The 20445-nt window shown below is 39.1% G+C and carries 17 protein-coding genes; 11 read left to right on the top strand and 6 right to left on the bottom strand.

Annotation, left to right across the window (positions count from 1 at the left end; genetic code table 11):
• Window positions 1-3 precede the first annotated feature (3 nt).
• Entirely contained in the window at window positions 4-2022 is a 2019-nt protein-coding gene (recQ, locus tag AC5WOF_RS07265; protein ID WP_496049277.1) for a DNA helicase RecQ, read from the bottom strand.
• A gap of 72 nt (window positions 2023-2094) precedes the next feature.
• Between recQ and AC5WOF_RS07260 the strand changes: the two genes are divergently transcribed.
• From AC5WOF_RS07260 to AC5WOF_RS07235, 6 genes are all read left to right on the top strand, one after another.
• Entirely contained in the window at window positions 2095-2868 is a 774-nt protein-coding gene (locus tag AC5WOF_RS07260; protein ID WP_496049276.1) for an ABC transporter ATP-binding protein, read from the top strand.
• Between the two features lie 46 nt (window positions 2869-2914).
• Window positions 2915-3445 (top strand): DinB family protein, encoded by a 531-nt coding sequence (locus tag AC5WOF_RS07255; RefSeq protein WP_496049275.1) that lies wholly within the window; start codon window positions 2915-2917, stop codon window positions 3443-3445.
• Between the two features lie 142 nt (window positions 3446-3587).
• The gene (locus AC5WOF_RS07250; protein WP_496049274.1) at window positions 3588-4136 is read left to right on the top strand and encodes a hypothetical protein; all 549 of its coding nucleotides are present in this window, start codon (window positions 3588-3590) and stop codon (window positions 4134-4136) included.
• A 363-nt stretch (window positions 4137-4499) separates the two neighbouring features.
• Complete coding sequence (locus AC5WOF_RS07245) at window positions 4500-5117, top strand: TetR/AcrR family transcriptional regulator (protein ID WP_496049273.1); 618 nt, start codon at window positions 4500-4502, stop codon at window positions 5115-5117.
• Window positions 5118-5243: 126 nt separating this feature from the next.
• Window positions 5244-6998 carry an ABC transporter ATP-binding protein gene (locus tag AC5WOF_RS07240; protein WP_496049272.1) on the top strand — a complete coding sequence of 585 codons (1755 nt, stop codon included), beginning with the start codon at window positions 5244-5246 and terminating at the stop codon, window positions 6996-6998.
• Between the two features lie 228 nt (window positions 6999-7226).
• On the top strand, window positions 7227-9314 hold the full coding sequence (locus AC5WOF_RS07235) for a HelD family protein (RefSeq protein WP_496049271.1): 2088 nt from the start codon (window positions 7227-7229) through the stop codon (window positions 9312-9314).
• A 50-nt stretch (window positions 9315-9364) separates the two neighbouring features.
• Here AC5WOF_RS07235 and AC5WOF_RS07230 read toward each other — a convergent pair whose 3' ends face one another.
• The 3 genes from AC5WOF_RS07230 to AC5WOF_RS07220 form a co-directional block, all read right to left on the bottom strand.
• Window positions 9365-10573, bottom strand: coding sequence for a glycosyltransferase family 2 protein (locus AC5WOF_RS07230; RefSeq protein ID WP_496049270.1), 1209 nt, complete (start codon window positions 10571-10573; stop codon window positions 9365-9367).
• A 195-nt stretch (window positions 10574-10768) separates the two neighbouring features.
• Window positions 10769-11596 (bottom strand): hypothetical protein, encoded by an 828-nt coding sequence (locus AC5WOF_RS07225; RefSeq protein ID WP_496049269.1) that lies wholly within the window; start codon window positions 11594-11596, stop codon window positions 10769-10771.
• 230 nt (window positions 11597-11826) lie between these two features.
• The gene (locus AC5WOF_RS07220; RefSeq protein WP_496049268.1) at window positions 11827-13686 is read right to left on the bottom strand and encodes an MFS transporter; all 1860 of its coding nucleotides are present in this window, start codon (window positions 13684-13686) and stop codon (window positions 11827-11829) included.
• A 263-nt stretch (window positions 13687-13949) separates the two neighbouring features.
• Here AC5WOF_RS07220 and AC5WOF_RS07215 point away from each other — a divergent pair, with 263 nt between their 5' ends.
• On the top strand, window positions 13950-14774 hold the full coding sequence (locus AC5WOF_RS07215; RefSeq protein WP_496049267.1) for a transporter substrate-binding domain-containing protein: 825 nt from the start codon (window positions 13950-13952) through the stop codon (window positions 14772-14774).
• Between the two features lie 76 nt (window positions 14775-14850).
• On the opposite strand, the gene AC5WOF_RS07210 is transcribed toward AC5WOF_RS07215, so the two are convergent.
• A complete protein-coding gene (locus AC5WOF_RS07210) occupies window positions 14851-15129 on the bottom strand; it encodes an alpha/beta fold hydrolase (RefSeq protein WP_496049266.1) in 279 nt (92 codons plus the stop codon).
• A gap of 184 nt (window positions 15130-15313) precedes the next feature.
• On the opposite strand from AC5WOF_RS07210, the gene AC5WOF_RS07205 reads away from it, so the two are divergent.
• Window positions 15314-16492 carry an oxalate decarboxylase family bicupin gene (locus AC5WOF_RS07205; protein WP_496049265.1) on the top strand — a complete coding sequence of 393 codons (1179 nt, stop codon included), beginning with the start codon at window positions 15314-15316 and terminating at the stop codon, window positions 16490-16492.
• Window positions 16493-16584: 92 nt separating this feature from the next.
• Here AC5WOF_RS07205 and AC5WOF_RS07200 read toward each other — a convergent pair whose 3' ends face one another.
• A complete protein-coding gene (locus AC5WOF_RS07200) occupies window positions 16585-16728 on the bottom strand; it encodes a hypothetical protein (RefSeq protein WP_496049264.1) in 144 nt (47 codons plus the stop codon).
• A 152-nt stretch (window positions 16729-16880) separates the two neighbouring features.
• Between AC5WOF_RS07200 and AC5WOF_RS07195 the strand changes: the two genes are divergently transcribed.
• The 3 genes from AC5WOF_RS07195 to AC5WOF_RS07185 all read left to right on the top strand — a co-directional run bounded on the left by AC5WOF_RS07195 (window position 16881) and on the right by AC5WOF_RS07185 (window position 20428).
• Window positions 16881-17654 carry an exodeoxyribonuclease III gene (locus AC5WOF_RS07195; protein ID WP_496049263.1) on the top strand — a complete coding sequence of 258 codons (774 nt, stop codon included), beginning with the start codon at window positions 16881-16883 and terminating at the stop codon, window positions 17652-17654.
• 503 nt (window positions 17655-18157) lie between these two features.
• Window positions 18158-18982 carry an oxidoreductase gene (locus tag AC5WOF_RS07190; RefSeq protein WP_496049262.1) on the top strand — a complete coding sequence of 275 codons (825 nt, stop codon included), beginning with the start codon at window positions 18158-18160 and terminating at the stop codon, window positions 18980-18982.
• A 198-nt stretch (window positions 18983-19180) separates the two neighbouring features.
• Window positions 19181-20428, top strand: a complete 1248-nt coding sequence (locus AC5WOF_RS07185; RefSeq protein ID WP_496049261.1) for an RNA-guided endonuclease InsQ/TnpB family protein — start codon at window positions 19181-19183, stop codon at window positions 20426-20428.
• Window positions 20429-20445 lie beyond the last annotated feature (17 nt).

Here is a 20445-nt window from a genome sequence, read left to right as displayed (position 1 = left end):
GTGTTAGGTTTTGTTTGCTGCTGTTTCAGTGTCAGGGTACTCTTTCGAAATAAGACCGAGTTTCTCTAGACGAGAACGGATGCCGCCATTTTGTCTTCCTAGTGTCTGAGCGATCTGGGGAATATCTAGACCTTGTTTAAATAAGGTTTCTAACTGTTCTTCTTCCTCTTTTGTCCATGGTGTATACGCTTTGGGATGTGTTTTTTGAATCTCTGTTAATGTGGAAGTGGTTTTTGGTTTATATTGTTGTAATAATTCCAGAAACGCATCGCCAAAACGGTTTTGTCTACTTTCACCCCAGCCTTTTATCCGCAACATCGCAGCTTCATCTTGCGGGATGTAGGTAGTCATTTCGCGGAGGGTAGCATCGTTGCAGATGACATATGGTGGAACATTTTCTTCTTCGGCGATTTGTCTGCGCAATTGTCGTAACGCTTCAAAAATAGGATTATCTTCGTTGATCGTATTTGCCGCAGGCACTGGTTCATCTGCTAGATGTAATGCAACTTCTTCTTCCCCCTTCAACACAGCAACTGCGGATATATCCAATTTCGCTACAGGATACATTCCTTCCGATAATGGTTCTAGCCTTATATATCCTTCATCTACTAACGATTTGCATATCTGCATGACTCTTTTTTCACTCTGTTCTTTCATCAAGCCATATGTAGATAGACGATCATAACGAAAGTCTGTAATTTTTTTACTCCTCGAGCCTCTTAATATTTTGGTGAGAAAAGTTAGCCCTACTTTTTCGTTTACTCTACGTATACAGGAAAAAATCATTTGTGCTTCTGTAGTGATATCCACCGTATTTTTGGCCTTATTTGGGTCACAGTTATCACACATTTGGCAGGGCTCGCTATCTAATTCGCCAAAGTATTGTACAATTGTTTTAGAACGGCATTGATTTGTTCGGCAGTAATAGATCATAGCCTGTAATTTTTTGTTGTCTAACGCCTGTCGATCAGGATTGGATTGTTCAATGAAATACTTTTGCAAATATATATCACTAGGTTCATAGAGTAGAATACAATTGCTGTTTTCACCATCTCTGCCAGCTCGCCCAGCTTCTTGGTAGTAAGCTTCTAGATTTTTTGGTAGATTATAATGAATAACAAACCGAACATTACTTTTATCAATCCCCATACCAAAGGCATTTGTCGCTACAATGATAGGTGTACGATCATAAGAAAAAGCTTCTTGGGCAATATTCCGTTCTTCTTCGCTCATTCCAGCATGGTATTTGCCCACATTGTATTTTTGCTTAAGTAAAAATTGATAGAGCATATCGACATCTTTTCGAGTACCGGCATAGATGATACCCGAAAGATTGGGATGAGTACGCAAATATTGAAGGATGAAATCTTTTTTATTTACATTTTTTTGCACCGTAAAATGCAAGTTATCTCGCAGAAATGTAGTACGGTAAGTGTTCTCAACAGGAATTTGCAAAAGATGGAGAATATCGTCTTGTACTTGCTTCGTAGCTGTAGCAGTCAAAGCTAAAATGATTGGTTTTTTTGAGAGAGTACGGATCGCCTGTGGTATCAATTGATAACTAGGACGAAAATCATGTCCCCATGTAGAAATACAATGTGCTTCATCAATCGCAAGTAATGCTACTGGTAATTGGCGAAACAGCGATAAGAAGTACTCCGTTTCCAGTCGTTCTGGTGCTACATAAATGATTTTATATGTATGTTGATGAATCTCCTTGATTCTTTCGCGTAGTTCTGCAGCGGTCAATGAACTGTTAATATAAGTAGCGGAAATCCCTGTTTGTTTGAGTGAATCTACTTGATCTTTCATCAATGAAATAAGAGGCGAAACAACCACAGTTATTCCATCAAGTAACAAAGCAGGTATTTGATAACAGATCGATTTACCTCCACCTGTAGGTAAAATGCCAAATGTATCAAGACCTGCTAATACACTTTCCACAATTTGCTGTTGTCCGTTGCGGAAGGTAGAATAGCCAAAATATTTTTGTAAATAAGGTTGAGCTTGTGAGATATTCATCGGAAACCTCCTGACAAGCTATATTGTAATCGAAGCATATGGGAATAGGAAGACATTAGGAGAGGATTGCTCATGATTGTAGAGTTGAGAAATGTTTCATGGCGCCGCGATAAGCGTTTGATTTTAGATCAGATTAATTGGGAGATACAAAAAGGGGAGCATTGGTGCCTAGTAGGACTAAATGGATCTGGTAAAACGAGTATCCTTGATTTGATTAATGGCTACCATTGGCCAACAAGTGGAGAGATATCAGTATTGGATCAACGTTTTGGAGAAACAGACCTTAGGGAGTTGCGAAAGAAAATTGGTTGGGTAAGTACTTCTATGCAGCAAAGATTACATGGTTATGAAACAATTGAAAACGTTGTACTAAGTGGAAAGTTTGCATCTGTAGGAGTTTATGAGAATCCAACAGAAGAAGATTATGAACAAGTAAACACATTGCTCCAAGAATGGAAATGTGGTCATTTATTAGGGAGAATCTATCAAACATTGTCCCAAGGGGAAAAACAAAAAGTATTGATAGGAAGGGCATTGATGGCTTCTCCAGAGTTACTGATTTTAGATGAACCTTGTACAGGACTAGATATTTTTGCCAGGGAGCAAGTACTCCAGATGATTGATCAAATTGCTAAAAACCCTAATGCACCAACTCTTATTTATGTAACACACCATATTGAAGAAATACTTCCGTGTTTTACCCATACGCTTTTGTTAAAACAAGGACAGGTTGCACAAAAAGGACAAACCAAGGATGTACTGACAGAGCAAAAATTGAGTGACTTCTTTCAAACCTCGTTATCAGTGGAGCAAAAAAATGGACGAAGTTGGTTAATGCTGACATAACAATTCGAGGACAAATAAATCGTGGAAAGAAAAGAGGGTTCATAGGATGACCGATCCAAAATTCCAATTGCAAGATGTAATCGATAATCTTTCCAGAACACCACAAGTATTACGTTCCATGCTAGAAGGACTTTCGAATAGTTGGATACACCACAACGAAGGAGAAAATACTTGGTCAGCTTTTGATGTTGTAGGGCATCTGATTCATGGGGAAAAAACGGACTGGGTGAATCGGATTCAAATGATACTCGATTATGGAGATACGAAGGAATTTGAACCTTTTGACCGACAAGCACATTTAAAAGAGAATCAACAAAAATCACTTGATCTGTTATTAGATGAATTTGAAGCGATACGTCAAGAGAATATAAAACTCGTGTCTGAATTAGTAACAAAAAGCGATTTGGATCGAAAAGGGAAGCATCCGGACTTTGGAATTGTGTCACTTCAAGAGTTGTTAGCTACTTGGACCGTACATGATTTCAATCATATCGGTCAGATCTCCAGAGTGCTAGCTAGATACTATGAAGATGAAGTAGGGCCGTGGCAAAGCGTATCTTGGAATTTTGCAACCTAGAAAATAAAAATCTGTGTACTTTATACTTCTAGAGTAGTTGGTATATTCAAACTTCTATCAGATTGATAAGCAATATCTTGATTAGAAGATACACATATGAGAGGCTAGGGATAGAACAGTACTGATAGAAGGGATAGGACATATGAGACAAACTGCAACTTATACGGTAGATGTTACTGCTGAATTTGTCTTTGAATGGTTATTGCATGGCAACTTCTTGCTCGCAGGATTAGACCTCCAATCCTTCCAGTTTGATGAATTAGATGAGGGTGGCAGGTTTCTCGCATACGAGGAGATCAATGATCATAGATTTGTGCCGATTAAAGGGAAGTTTTTAGCTTTAAAAAGGCCTCAACGTTTTCAGTTAGAAGTGTATTTTCCTGGCGGAGAGCAAATTGTAGATTATCGAATTTCAGAAGAAGAGCGTACTTCTATAATAGAAGTATCGTATACAAACCAATACCGTTCACTGATGACTGGCTGGTGGAGCAAAGCTTTTCCAAAGAAATCAGAATCCCTTTTTTCGCAGGCTTTGGAAACAGAAAAGGCTAAGTTGCAAGAGGCGTTCCATTTCAACCGTCTAAATACAAGAATCTCAGGAGTTAAAATAGATCAATATGAGATGGAGGAGAAATGGAAAGTGTTCTCCCCAAGTAATCCATATTTGAGATGGGTTCGACCAGAGGTTTAAAATAATTTTTTATTTTATTCTCATCGAGTTACCTATTGCTTACTACAAAAACACAACACGAAAAATGATTTAAAGTCTAAAGAGTCTTCATTTGAAGACTCTTTGCTTTATTTTGATTCTACTAAGTTTTTCAATGCAGTCAATACCGATGATTCATAATTGTTTGATTCCTGAGAGGGAGTCTCTGGTCTATTATCTTGTTGTTCAGCAATTTTTTTCAATGTATTATTTAATAATTTGTTTCTAGTCTTAATGTTGATGCAAGTAACAGAAAAAAGTTTAGACGAGTTATTGTTTTTTTGTAAGAGATACCCTACAATAAACGTAGTGAATATTCACTACGTTTATTAGGAGTGAAATATTATGAATCATGAAAATCGCAAGCGGGCACCGGGCATGAGTACAGAAAAACGGAGAGCCATGATTGTACAAGCAGCATTGCCTTTATTGGTGGAGATTGGTCCTCATGTGACAACAGCGCAAATTTCCCGAGCAGCTGGGATCAGTGAACCAGCTATTTATCGAGTGTTTGCAGATAAAAAAGAAGTTCTAGCTGCTTGCTTAGAAGAAGCGATGAATCCGGATTATGTTGTGAATGAGTTAGAAACGATAGACAGCGATGATGCAATGACAAAGCGGTTATCTTCCCTTATTGAAATAGTACGAGCAAATGGTGAGCGAACACTTGCAGTTATGCAAGCTATACGAATGGCGCATTCACCCAAGCCAAAAGATCTGAAGGCGATATCTGAACAAGAAAGACAACGATTAAAAGAGGAACGCAGTTCAGGATATTTAAAAATCCATGCCGCTGTATGTAATTCATTAGAGGGAGACCAGAAAAATTTACGGTTTTCTGTTTCTGATGCCGCCACCCTTATTCTCACCATTGTTATGTCGATTAGTGGGACAAGAAGGTGGGATGTTGGTGTGTCAACGGAGAAAATCGTAGATCTCATTCTTAATGGCATAACAAAATGAAAAAATTTTCACCAAAGGTGGCACATTTGATATTCATTCTGCAACAGGTCATGAAATATAAAAGCCAAGAATGTGAAAAAAAGTCGTATGATCAAGATGAAGTATTTTTTTAAAAGAGGTGTACCAATGGAAAGATCGGAAGAAAAAAAATACCGCTTAAACCTTATGAAATTTCTCGGAGAACATAGGCGGATGATGATGCTCAGTATGATAGTCATGCTGATTACGACAGGATTAGGCGTTGTTACGCCTTGGCTGATGTCATTTTTGGTAGATAAAGCACTGCCAAAACGAGATGCAAATTTATTGATTCTATGTGTTGCCGGAATTGCTGTTATTCCCATATTAAATATGCTGATTTCTGCTTTAGAAAATGTATATAAAAGTAATGTACAAACCCAAATAACTGTAAAACTGCGGTTTCAACTATTAGAGAAGTTGCTAAAACTTTCTCCTATTACGTTGAGTAAATATCAACAAGGAGATATCACAGGCAGGTTGGTTCGAACTTGCGATGATATTTCAGGATTTGTTACAAAACTGCTCAATGGATTTAATAGTGTGATCTCGTTTTTATTTATTGGTGTAGTTATGCTGATGATGAACTGGAAATTATCGGCCATTGTTCTGTTTTTTGCACCATTGATGGTTTATTTTTATTATCGCCGAATCCGTTTTTGGCGGACCACTTACAAAGATATCAGTGTGGCCCAAAAAGAATACGATGTTTTTATTACCGAAGTTGTACCTGGGTTAAAAACGGTTCAGACCTTTCAACAAGAAAATCATGAAATAGCTCATGGTCAAGAGCTCAATCGAAAGTATCGAGATTTGCAAAATCAACTACAAAAACAGCGGAGTTTTCAAGGACGCTTATTTTGGGAATTACAAGATTCTTTAAGCACTAGTCTCGTTTATGCAGCCGGTATATATTTTATTTTTCATCAACAGATGACTATTGGACAGTTATTAGCATTTGCGGTTTATGTGCCTAAATTTTATGGAGCAATCAATTCTCTGTTTGTGCTCTATATGGATCGAGATCAATTGAAACCAGAAATTGATCGGTACGAAGAGATGATGGAGTTTCCAGATGAGAATATAGATGATGCAAAGGCAATAACTTTGGAGCAAACGAATGGAAAAATTGAATTTCAAAATGTTTCCTTTGGTTACTCGGATGAAAGGGAAATCTTACAAGATGTGTCGTTTTCCATCCAACCTGGTGAATTTATTGGGGTTGTAGGAGCAACAGGTGGTGGGAAATCGACCATTATCGATTTGCTGCTTCGATTTGGCAAGCCTCATTCTGGTCAAATACTTATAGATGGACTTCCTTTATCTTCGTATCGTTTAGAAGATTATCGCAAGCATGTAGGTTTGGTTCCTCAAGATATCTTTTTGTGGAATCGAACCATTCGAGAAAACTTGCTCTATGTCAATCCGTCAGCTTCGGAAGAGGAAATGTTAAAAGCAGCAGAACAAGCACAAATGATGAATTTGATTGAAAATTTACCTGAAGGATGGGATACATTAATCGGGGACCGTGGTGTGCGCTTGTCTGGCGGGGAAAAGCAACGGTTGGCAATTGCTCGAACATTATTGCGTAAACCATCCATTTTATTGTTAGATGAACCAACTTCTGCATTAGATGCAAAAACGGAATCTTTACTGCAAGCGTGTTTGGAAGAAGTGTATAGAGATAAGACGATTATTGTAGTAGCCCATCGTTTGGCGACTATTCGCAATGCGGATCGCATTTTGGTGGTCAACAAAGGCCGGATAGAAGAAGCAGGTTCGCACGAAGAGCTGATGAATAAGCAAGGTTATTATTATGAGTTGGCAAAGCAGCAATTGGGAGTGTCTACCTTAGTTGGTTAGGTTGAAAAAAATATCAGTGTTGAAAAAGCCTTGATTCTAAATAAGGCTTTTTAAGCATGAAAGACCATGCATCGACATTTGAGGAAAAATTCCTAGGAGAAAGACAATAGACAGCGTAGTAATGACATGATATAGTGAATTTCCTTATACAAATATCCAGCCATGAACTTACTGCAACTAGCTGTAATCATGGTTTATTTTTTTGGAAACGAAACGGGGGTGCATCTTATGGATTCGATTGAATGGGAAGAAAAAAGATTAAAGCAGACATTAGAAAAATTGGAGGATATTCGATTCGCTCTGCAAAAAATACCTCGTTATTATGGTCAAGATATTGTGGAGCAACTTCTGGATGATCAGCGGCAACAACAGTTGAAAAACATGGAAATCGCTCAAGCAGAGCCTTATTTTGGGCGGCTTGATTTTGAGGAAGCAGGAGATAAACCGATTACTCCGCTCTATATCGGTAAGGCAGGTATTCAAGATGACGATACGAATGAGCTTATTGTTATAGACTGGCGTGCTCCTGTTTCTAGTATGTTTTATTCTTTTACTGGATCAGATGACCCAATCTCATTTGAATCTCCAGATGGGGAAGTGTGGGGTAAGATACATCTCAAACGAAATATCGCTATTCGCAACCAAGTGTTACAGCGTGTGGTAGACAGCTATGTTCGAGGCGTGGAGAACTTGGGTGTAACAGATGAATTCCTCCTCTATCGGTTGAGTGATAACAAGGATAGTAGATTGAGAGATATCGTTTCCACAATCCAACAAGAACAAGATTTGATCATTCGAGCTGACTATGATCGAGTCCTTCTCATTCAAGGAGTTGCTGGTAGTGGGAAAACGACAGTAGCACTTCATCGATTAGCGTATTTATTGTATCAATATCAAAATAAAATCAATCCTCAAAAAATTATCATTTTTGCTCCTAACCACATGTTTTTGGATTACATATCAGAGGTACTTCCTGAATTGGGTGTTGGAGAAATCCAGCAAACAACTTTTGAAGACTGGGCTTTGACGGTATTGAAGGAAAATATCACTTTAAAAGATCGTCATCTGGAGCTGGTAGAGTGGTTTGACCCTAATATGGATCATCAAACCAAAAACCCAAAAGGGAGTTATTTCTTTTTGCAAGAGATAGAAGACCAGTTAATAAGTTATGAGACCAATTTTTTCCCTCACAAGGGGTTTACTGCATGGGAAAACAAACATCTTTCTGCTGAGGAAATAGGCCACTGGTTTTTTGAGGAGTATAAACATTATCCGTTGATAAAAAGAAAAGAGCGGGTGATGGCACGGATAAAACGATGGATAGAAATGGAACACAAAGAAATTCGCGGGCGTGATCCTAAAGGATTAAAGAAGAAACAAGCAAACAAACTGTTTGCAGCTTATAAAAAAACATGGCCCAATCATTCGGTGCTTGAATGGTACCGTTTATTTATTCAAAAATCCAATTTTTTAACAGGAAAGCACCAAGAAAAAGGAAAAAAGCGGGAAGTTGCTTATGAGGACTTAGCACCATTGGTTTATATTCATGATCGCTTATATGGAATAGAAGGAGACCAGAAGTATGATCATATTGTGATCGATGAAGCACAAGATTTTTCTCCTGTACAAGTAGCAGTATTACAAAAGCATTGCCCTAGTAATTCTTTCACCATCTTAGGTGATATCATGCAAAATATATATTCTTTTCAAGGAATAGGGCAGTGGGATGATTTTTCTACTTTGTTCGACAGTAAAAAACTCCGTTTTCATCAATTAGAGAGAAGTTATCGTTCCACGATGGAGATCATTCATTTTGCAAATGGAGTATTAGGTCAGTATTCGGGGGATGTAAAACAAGCAGAACCCGTTTTTCGAAGTGGTCAAGCGGTTCAATTTATGCAAGTGGAAAAAGAGAAGAGAATCGATTGGATCAAAGAGACAGTCGAGAAGTTAGAAAGGGATCATGTACAAACGATTGCTTTGGTTACGAGAGATGAAGCGACTTGCTCTATCATCCATGAATCGCTCCAAAACATTGGGATTTCTGTCAATCGGATAACAGCTGACCAAAAAGTATACTTGGGAGGCATTTCCATTGCTCCTGTATATTTGACGAAAGGAATGGAGTTTGACTCCGTTATTTTATTAGATGTGGATAAAGAACAATACCTCGATGATGCTCTGCATGCGAAATTATTATATGTAGGTTGTTCACGTGCGTTGCATCAACTCTTTCTTACTTATGGCGAGTCGATGTCTCCTCTTGTAGAAAGAGTCTCACCGGAGTTATATCAGGCAAAAGCCTATGCAAAGTAAAGAAGAGAACGCGCGCCCCAGAGAGATGATGATTCTCTGGGGCGCTTGATTCAGCGGGAGATCCACACTTCTTTCTTACAAGTGAGGAGAGCCCAAATCCGAATCATGGAAAACAACAGAACATGCACAGGGTAGAGCAGGGAAAAGCGCAGCCGATCTTTGCCCTCTGAAGTTGCTTTCCTCCAAGCTGTGACAGCGTCAAACGCCATCATCAACAGGAGGAAGAGTGTCCCCTGTATTGCGGGAGTGACAGCTTCGATTGTTCCATACCACATACAACTTGCTGCCGTGAACAAAAGCAGCAGAGGGGAGAAGAGTTCTACCGCCATGTTGAACAGCAGAATGCCCTTCTTGCGGTTGAACAGGAGCCGAAAGTTTTTCCCGATGTACAGGCAATCCGATCGAAGCCACCGGACTTGTTGATCAATCAGATCCTTCGGCGAATCCGGCACATCCGTCTTAGCGATAGTCGGTACGATCGAAGTGCCATAGTTCGCCTGGAGAGCCAGATACGAGAGCGTGTTTTCATCGCCTGTTGCCGGTCCATTGAGATAGGATTCGAAGATCTCAACGATCACTTCCCACTTCCACATGGAACAGGCACCTGAGACTACGGTCACTGTCTTATACGAGCTTTCGAGTACCTTCGTCTGGTAGGTTTCGTTGTACTCCTCGATGATGAACTTGGTAACCCAACTATCGTCAGGATTAGCGACACCAAGCCGGGCTCCTACACCTCCGATCTTTGGATCTTCGAGGGCAGCAACTAGGCTTGCAACCGCATCGCGATCGGCTAGGTAAGAGTCCGCATCAAAGAACAGAACAAGATCGTTCTTTTTCCATTTGCGACTTTCGATTGCTGTCTGCTGTGCTTTCTTTTTTCCAGTGTCTCCTTTAACTCGTTTCTTGTAGAGGAAGGTCCAACCAAGTTGATCTTCGTACTCACTGTACCTTTCTTTCTTGAGCTCCTCTTGGTTGGGGGAACCATCGTCCACCACAATCACTTCCATAGACATGTTGTCTGGGATTTGTTGATTTGCGATGGAGTCAAAACAGTATGGGTGCACACTCTTATAGCTGCTGACGATTATTACAACCTTTCGCTCTGGCAAAAGCGTGCCAGCCAAGTTGCTCGATTTTTCCAGCCACTCACTGGCTCGATGGGAGCTCATCCGATCTCGGATTGCTCTTGTCACTGTGTAGAACAACACAATGACAATCCCCATCATATTTCCTTCAAATACTTGATAGGAAAACACAAAAACCCCAAACTCATTGGTCTCAAACGGTTGAGACTGCTGTTCTGGAGCATAAATATAACATATTTGTTTTAGTGAGAAAAGGGTGAGGAAGTAATGTTAGGAAGATTTATGTAAGATAAGAACAAAAAAGCAAGAATTGGCAAAAATAAAAATGCATAATGTAAAAAGCCCCTATTTTTGAATAGGGATGAACTATGATCTTTTAATCTTATAAAATAAAAAACTAAACACAAGTGAAAGGAGTGAAAATAACACAGCAATACTGGAAAAAGCGAGCAGATATGCGTTGTATTCCGTAAATTGTCTGATCATGCTGTACGTATCCACTTGATAGAGCGGGGCAATCAAGTTAATCAAGATGAGAACAGATAAAAGGCTGAGTAAACCTTGAGATGAATTTTCAATGTCTGGTTTACTTAATGCAATATGAGAAGAGATACAAACTGCCAAAATAACAAATATCCAAAACGTCGGTCGAGTGAAATTCTCAGTGGTAAATAAACTCTCACCCATCAGAACTACAGCTTTACCTAATGTTTGGAACATCTGTAAATCTAGCGTTTGATTGGCAATAGAGTTATGTTGAATTTGACTTTGCAAAGCAGCAAAAGATTGAGGTACAAGCAGATACATCGCTAATATAATGGTGCCGATCCCACTGATGATCGGTCCTATGCCAATGAAAAAATTTCCAATTCTCTGATATACGCTGTTGGGATTGTACTGATGCTCGACATATCCTAATACTCCATTAGGATCTTTTGTTTGTAATAGTTTGACCGACTTTACTTTATGTAACCAAATGACACACTGAATCCAGTGTCCTATTTCATGGATAGGAGTTCCGATCCATGCAGTGAGCAAAATCCCACGTCTTCCAAACGTTTTGGTCAGATAGATTTGGGATTGCTTCTCCAAGATTCCTAAAATAAAGCCGATTACAATTAACACACCAACCAAGTAAATCAATTCCACTATGCTTACGTATAAAGCATTCCAAAGAAATGTGAGCAACGCCATAAATGATATCCTTTCATACTTTTTAAATATATAGAACGAAATTAGCATCAGTATGAAAATAGTAAGGAAATAATTTCAGAATGGTAATTCACAGTTTTGGTTTCTCTGTCATGTTCTTTCATTGGGAGGAGACTCTTATATTTTATTATTTGAATTGCTATTATGTCTACTATTCTTTGGAGGCGACTGCGCCTCTCCCAATTAAAAAGGAAGAGGCGCATGGTGGCCTACTAGGAGATCAGGTTTAGTGCACACCAATTCTTGTAGGCTACATCAAGTTGTTCTATTTCTCTTTCGATGATTTCTTGATCTGAAGGTTCCAGCACCCTCAAGATCTGCACAGCTTCAAGAAACTGCTGCACCTTTTTAGCATGTTCTCCCACTGGCAATGGGCGTTCTATTTCGAGAGCGGAGCGTGGAATCTTGGCGTTCCAGCGAAGCAGATTTGTTTGTTCGAGTTCTGCCTGAAACTCCTGAACGGTGTCTTCAGGATTCCACCAATCCAAATGGGAGTAAACAAGGGAGCTGTCACATAGCTTTGCTCGTTCGATTTCCTTCAAAAGATGTGTCAGCTTCCTCCGAAGCATTCGGATCAGCTTTATATTAGCCTTTTGGAAATCATAACTGCATTCTCCTGTATTTCTTGCTACTACCAAGAAACAAAGAGCTAATGCTACATTTTTTGTCTTTAGCACCAGCACTTCAGGATCGCCTAGATATCGCTTTTTCTGAATTCGTGCTACCGTCAGGTAGTGTTGGATATGCATCAATTTGTCTTCGATACCAGAAGTGACATACCCGGTATCTGGCGATTCCCTGTAATTTGGAGGGAGTCTAGTCTTCGTATTGCCGATAGCGACATCCTGAGCAGCCTTATACATGGTGTTCAATAGGTCACTTTTCAGTTGAATGGCAATACTCGTTTTTTCTTTGCGTACTCTTGATCGAATCCAATAGAGCAGTGTTCCTGAGGTCAGCAGGAAGGGAATCAAGGAGATCCACATATTAGGACCCAAGATCCCCCACATCCACCCAGAGTAACTGGTGCCAACGACTCCACCAAGTTGCCTTAGAAAGTTAGAGGTTGCAAATCCAGCACCGAGTAGTCTATGGTTTACTCGTTGATGGACTTCTTCTGAAATGCTCTGCGCACTTCCTGCAACTGCAATCCCCATCATGACCCCAGCTACCAAAAGAAGCCAGAATGGACCACTAGTCCAGATCAAGATCAGGCTTACCGTTAGGATCAAGATACTTGACCCCATGATGAATGGATATCCTTTGCTCACCACTGCTTTGGGAAGGATAGTGATGGAGACGATCCCATTGGCAATAGTCGATGTGAGGAGGATTACACCTGCTTTTTCTGTCCCTACATAGAGAGCAAAGTAAGTCAGGAATGCAAAGTAACTAGCAGAGATGCCCATTCCAGGAAGGGTGATAAAAAAGGCATCTCGTTCGATCAATCTCTTTGTATTTTGAAGAGAAGCAAAAAAGGCCCCTTTGACCAGCGCTATCGCTTTTTGCCTCCATGTCCTCTCCGGTTCGTGAACAAGCTTAATTCCCCAGTAAACCAAGACCATCGCTCCTGCAATGGTTCCTGTTACTGTGAACCAAAGGAGAGAAGGGGAGTTCACGAGCTTAAGCCCAAGGTACATTGCAAGTCCTGAACCGAGATAGTTACTTGCTAGACGGTAGCCATTGACTTGTGCTTGAACTTTGGGATCGGAAGGAGTACTCCTCCGCATCAACACGACGAAAGCATTTCCCAGCAAAGAATATACGATAGCGACCAAAACTTGAATGATCACATATTCTTTCGTCGTGTGAGCTAGGGGATAAAGGGAGATCGTTCCCAGAAGGATAGGGAGGAAAAAGAGTACCAACCTTTTCGCTCCAAACCGATCAACCACCTCTCCAAAGAGGAGTCCGCAAATCAATCCGGTCAATGAGAAGCTGGTCATAATCAACCCGATGGACAGCCCTTGCTGATCGAGTAGAATATGCAATGCTTGACTGATTAGGCTAGTGATCGTCACAATGACGAACATTTGCCCGAGAGTTAGAGGTGCTAGTCTCAACCAGTACATGGAAAATCCTTTGATTATAGTCGAGGACGATACTTTATATATTTTACATAATTTTCAGTTATATAGCAATTGAAAGAGGTAGTTTTTATAATTGATTCTAATAAATATTAACTTTTTATCATATGATATTAGACAGAGACAAATAAAGCTATTCCCTACTCAAATTAGTCATTTTCAATCATGTGTGTTTTTATAAAAGTATAAGATTCTTCGTTTTAAGATTGATATATGAAAAAGTTAAAACGATGAAAGGAAGAGGTAACTTGCAAAAGCGATTACTGATTATTTTAACTAGTTTAATTCTCTTCGTATCTGGATTTGTGTCTGGTGTTTTTTTCTTTCAAAGGTCTGATGCAGGCACTTATCAAAATACCCAAAAATCTCGGTTGGATCACACCATCGCTAAAGGTAAAATTCGTGTAGGAACGACAGGGGACTACAGGCCATTTACGTATTGGAACCCAACAACCAAACAATACGAAGGCTATGATATCGATGCAGCTAAGATGTTAGCAAATGATCTAGGGGTAAAAGTAGAATTCGTCAAAACGACTTGGTCAACGATGATGCAAGACTTGCAAAACAATAAATTTGATATTGCGATGGGCGGAATTACAAGAACGTTGCTGCGCCAAAAGACTGCTAATCTTTCAGAGCCTTACATTCAAGATGGGAAATCACCATTGATTCGAAGCAGTGATAAGGGTAAATTCAAAACATTAGCTGATATCGATAAACCTGATGTGAAGATTGCTGTAAATCCTGGAGGTACGAACGAAAAATTTGTGAAAGAAAATATCAAAAATGCACAAATTATTACTGTCCAAAATAATTTGGAAATTCCGAAGATGGTAGCCGAAGGACAAGCAGATGTAATGATTACCGATACTACTGAAGCTCGATACTATGCTGGTCAAGATAAGCGGCTACTTGCAATCTTAACAAAAAATCCTTTCAACCTTGATGAAAAGGGATACTTGATGCAAAGAGGCGACTTAGATTTTCAAAATTGGATTAACTTGTGGATGGATGAAATGAAGTTACATGGAAAATTTAAAGAGTTAGAAAAGAAATGGATTTTTGGGTAAGTGCTCACTTAAAGCATGAAACATAAAAAACGCTCGATCCTTGAATTTTAGGATTGAGCGTTTTTTATTCAAGCAGTTATCCAGTTTTTTTGCAGACAGTAATCCATCCTTGAACTACATTGCTCCCATGTCCCTGGTGATTTATGCCATATACCGTAAACCAATAAGCGAGATTGCGACAGAGATTTTCATAATCATAGGTATTCCGAAATTTTCCATGGAGTACGACAAGTGAAGGTCCTTTTCCAATAACACGACAAGGAATATTAGTTCCATTCAGAACTACTACATTATCTTTTTCTAACATACCGTATGATTTTCGTTCCGAGTTGTGGCATACTCTTTTTTCTATCAACAGATATTCCTCCCTATCACATGGTTGCTTTTTCGATGTACAACGAACAAACTTTCTTGTTTTATTCTACCTATTTAATGAATATAAATCAAACGTATGTTCCTTTTTTGTCGATAGTTCAAGATAGGCACATTGCCCCCTTTTTATCATATTGATAATAAAAACGTGGAGGGCAGGTAGGGAGATGTCATATGAAGAAATACCACAGCCCATAAGAAGAGATGGAGCTGGTGGTCCTGATTTTGGGCCAAGAGATGTGTGGAGGGATATTGAAAATCCCGATTTGCTGGTTCCCCCTAAGACAGATAATGGACTTATTCCAAACCTAAAGTTTTCGTTTTCAGATACCCATATGCAGTTGAATCATGGGGGATGGTCTAGAGAAATCACGAAGAGAGACTTACCCATAGCGACTACTTTGGCAGGAGTAAATATGAGTTTGACGCCAGGTGGAGTGAGGGAGCTGCACTGGCATCAGCAAGCAGAGTGGTCTTATATGATTTTAGGAAAAGCAAGAATCACTGCTGTTGATCAAAATGGACGAAATTTTATTGCGGATGTAGGTCCTGGTGATCTGTGGTATTTTCCACCTGGAATTCCACATTCGATTCAGGGATTAGAAGAAGGTTGTGAGTTTTTATTAGTATTTGATGATGGGAATTTTTCAGATTTAAATACATTATCGATTTCCGATTGGTTTGCACATACTCCTAAAGAGGTGCTGTCAGCTAATTTTGGTGTCTCCAAAAAGGAATTTAAGTGTATTCCAAATCACCAAGTGTATATTTTCCAAGATGAAATTCCAGGTTCATTGGAAAGTCAAAAAGTGGACTCACCTTATGGAACGGTTCCCCTAAGTTTTAAACATGAATTAATGGCGCAAGAACCAATCGTTACTTCAGGTGGCACAGTAAGAATCGTCGATTCTACTAATTTTCCCATTTCGAAAACAATAGCTGCGGCATTAGTCGAAATTAAACCTGGAGGGATGAGGGAACTGCATTGGCATCCCACTAATGATGAATGGCAGTATTATTTGACAGGGAAAGGTCGAATGACTGTTTTTGCCGGGAATGGAGCGGCTAGAACCTTTGATTACCGTGCAGGAGATGTGGGGTATGTACCTTTTGCTTTTGGTCATTATATTCAAAACACCGGAAAAGATAGTTTATGGTTTTTAGAAATGTTTAAGAGTAATCGATTTGAAGATGTTTCGTTAAATCAATGGATGGCACTAACTCCGCGTGAACTAGTAGAGGATAATTTGAATGTTGGTCCTGATGTAATAAATGCTCTTCATGAAGAGAAATACCCAGTAGTTAAATATCCACCTTATGTTTACTATCCGAGAAATAATGAATAAACAGGAGGAAGGTAGCATTCTATATAGAGCAAATCCTTTTGTGGTAACGTTTCATCTGACCTTAAATGGATTTGTTCAAGTAATAGAAACAATTATTGAGCTTCTTGTAGCAGAGAAGCTAATTTTTGTTGTTCTGTATGACCAAAAGGTGAGATGGCAATTTTGCAGCCTTTATCCAATCGGTCTTGAATTTCAGGCCATGTAAGATCATTAATTGGTGTAATGTAGTTTTTCATGTATACATTGTATTAAGATTGTATCTTTGATGACAAGGTAATACTTGATATTAATTTTGTTACACATTTGAGAATATATATTCGCATATAGTTGATCGTTTGATAAAATAAAACTAGTATTTATTCATTTGTTTAATAGAGGAGCACATATGATGAAACTGGTATCCTGGAATGTAAATGGCCTGCGTTCCGTTATGAAAAAAGAGGATTTTCAACATTATTTAGGAGAGACAGATCCAGATATTGTTTGTTTGCAGGAAACCAAAATACAAGCAGGACAAGTAGAGCTTGATTTAAAGGGCTATCATACATATTGGAATTATGCGGAGAAAAAAGGATACTCGGGTACTGCTATTTTCACTAAACAAGAACCACTCGCTGTTACCTATGGACTAGACCTAGAAGAGTATGACCAAGAAGGCAGAGTCATCACCGTGGTCTTTGAAGATTTTTATTTGCTCACTGTATATACACCAAACTCCAAACGTGAATTACTTCGGCTGGATTATCGGATGAAGTGGGAAGAAGTATTTTTGGATTACATCAAGCGGTTAGACAAACATAAACCTGTTATATTTTGTGGTGATCTTAATGTAGCCCATCAGGAAATTGATATCAAAAACCCAAAAAACCATCGCAAAAGTGCAGGTTTCTCTGATCAAGAAAGAGAGAAATTCAGTATTTTATTGAGGGAAGGATTTATCGATACCTATCGACACCTCTATCCAGATCAAGAGGGTGCCTATACATGGTGGTCACATTTTTCCAATGCACGAGCAAAAAATAGTGGATGGCGTCTTGATTATTTTGTTGTCTCAGAAAGACTCAAAGATAAGATCAAAGAGGCGAGAATCTGTAATCAAGTCATGGGTTCGGATCACTGTCCGATAGAGTTGGAGATTGGTCTAACAACATCCATAAGTTAAGAAGTCTACATGCTCAGATTTTGTTTAAAAGTCTGAGCTTTTCTATCTTTTAGAGGAGCTTACCATCTATTTAGGTGCCTGAGCTTGTCCAGCAATTGGCAAATCCATGATTAGACAATTCTCATATTTAAAGAGATAATAGAAGAGATAGAATTGACAAAATATTAAAATGGAGTTGTTTTAATGAAAAGAAATCTCGTTTTGTTATCTATGTTTTGTTGTGCGGTTGCGGTGGCCGGATGGGTGCCTCTTGGACAGGTGTTAGGGCTTTAATACAATAGATAACGCTTGATTCTATATGCTTCACGGATCAAATGTTTTTTTATTGCCAGTAACACTTACTCTGGATTTCTGTTCCACTGATCCCTAATGAACATTTTTGGGGGATATGTAAATAACCTCAAATAGTAATGACATTATATCTTGACACGAGACAGAACTGTTCTGTATTATTAGTAGACAGAACAGTTCTGTTCCTATTATACATCAAAGGGGATTCGATAATGAGCAAAGTCTGGTTTATTACAGGAACTTCTACAGGTTTTGGTAGAGAGTTTGTAGAACAATTGCTGGAGACAGAGGACAAAGTTATTGTTACAGCACGTAATGTGGATTCGATTATACATTTTAAAGAAAAATCACCCGATAATGTCCATATTGCTGCTTTAGACGTGAAAAATAAGGAACAGATCAAGCAAGCTGTTGAAGAAGGAGTAAAAGCATTTGGTAAGATTGATATTGTTGTAAATAATGCCGGCTATGGGCTTGGTGGAATGCTCGAAGAATATACCGATGGTGAAATGAGAGAACAGTTTGATGTCAATTTTTTTGGCGTTTTAAATGTTATTCGAGCTACGCTTCCTGTGTTTAAGAAACAGGGGTCTGGGCATTATCTCAACTTTTCTTCCATTTTAGGTGTAATGACTATGCCAACTTTGAGTCTTTACTCTGCTTCTAAGTTTGCGATTGAAGGCATATCGGATGCGATGAGTTTGGAGTTAGCTCATTTTGGTATTAAAACGACAGTTGTTGAACCAGGTGTGTTTGCCACGGACTTTAGTGGTAGATCAATGCAAATTGCACAGAGATTAGAGGAATATGCACCTATACATGAAGCAACACAAAAAAGTTTTAGTGAACTAAAAGCTGGTGATCCAGCTAAGGCAGTAAAAGCAATCATCCAAATGGCAAAGAGTCCTAATCCTCCTGTTCATTTCCCTGTAGGAGCAGATGCTTTTTATGGTATTCGTGAAACACTATCAAACCGGATAAAAGAAATAGAAGAATGGGAGGAACTATCCCTTCATACCAAGTTCGATGGAGAATAACATATTTCGATCCTCTCAAATAGGTAGTTTCCGTTTCGTAGATGGTAAGTTAGGCTTTATTTTTATTTTTGTGGCGAAAACACCTGTGAATTCAATCAAGGGATGAATCGCCAGGTTTTTTGATTTTCTTTTTTGACAAATCCATCCATATTTTGTATATTAGGATTCATTCCAGTCTAGAAAAGAGGTGAGAAATTCATGTATTTCACCATCAAACAACAACTTAAACATCTTTCGAAAGAAGAATATCTGCTTTTGAAAGAATTGTGCCATACTGCTAAAAACCTGTACAACCAAGGTCTATACCAAGTTCGCCAGCATTATTTTCAGGAGAAAAAATATCTGAATTACCAGAAAAACTATCATCTCTTAAAAGGTAGCGAAAATTATGAGCGGTTGAATAGTAATATGGCACAACAAATTCTAAAAGAAGTCGATGGGGTTTGGAAATCCTTTTTTGCATTGATCCGACATGCCAAACAGGGGAAGTATGACTTTCAAGCCATTCAGATGCCACGATATCTACCGAAAGATGGATTTTATCCGTTAGTAGTTGGCTTCATTCGTTTAAACGGAAATCAGTTTGTGCTGCCCTTTTCTCGTTTGGATCAGAAGAAACATCCACCACTGGTGATTCGCATTCCTCCCTTGTTGGCGGACAAAAAAATCAAAGAGATTCGCATTCTTCCCAAACACCGAGCAAGGTTCTTTGAAGTGCATTACACGTATGAAGAGCAAGCAGTTCAAAGGGATACCGATAAAAACCATACACTTGCAATCGATTTGGGAATCAGCAATCTCGCGGCATGTGTCACCTCCGAGGGAAAAAGTTTTCTGATAGATGGAAAACAACTAAAGGCAATCAACCAATGGTATAACAAACGAAATGCCCGTTTGCAGCGAATCAAAGACAAACAGAAGCAGAAAGGATGTTCGAAACAACAAGTTGCTCTGGTTGCCAAACGAAATCGTCGGGTGAACGATTACCTGAACAAGAGCTGTCGTAAGATGATCAACTACTGTTTGAAAAATCGCATTGAGACACTGGTCATCGGATATAACGAGAATCTGCAAAGAGGAAGCAACTTAGGCAAACGGAATAACCAAAATTTCGTGAATATCCCATTTGGACGGATCAAAAAGAAACTGGAATACTTGTGTCAGCGATATGGGATGACATTGGTGCAACAAGAAGAAAGCTACACATCCAAAGCGAGTTTTTGGGATCGAGATGAACTGCCAGTCTACAAGGAATCTGACCCGAAAACGTACACCTTTAGTGGGACACGTGTAAAACGTGGTTTGTATCGTACGTCTTCGGGCAGTTTGCTCAACGCGGATATCCATGGAGCATTAAATATCTTGCGAAAAAGTAACGTTGTAGCCCTTACGGGCTTATACGCTAGAGGCGAAGTGGACACGCCTGTACGAATAAGGATAGCCTAGCTGTCAACCTTCGTAGA

The organism is Shimazuella sp. NTD250, from assembly GCF_059510375.1.
This window is presented reverse-complemented; position numbering and strand designations above follow the sequence as displayed.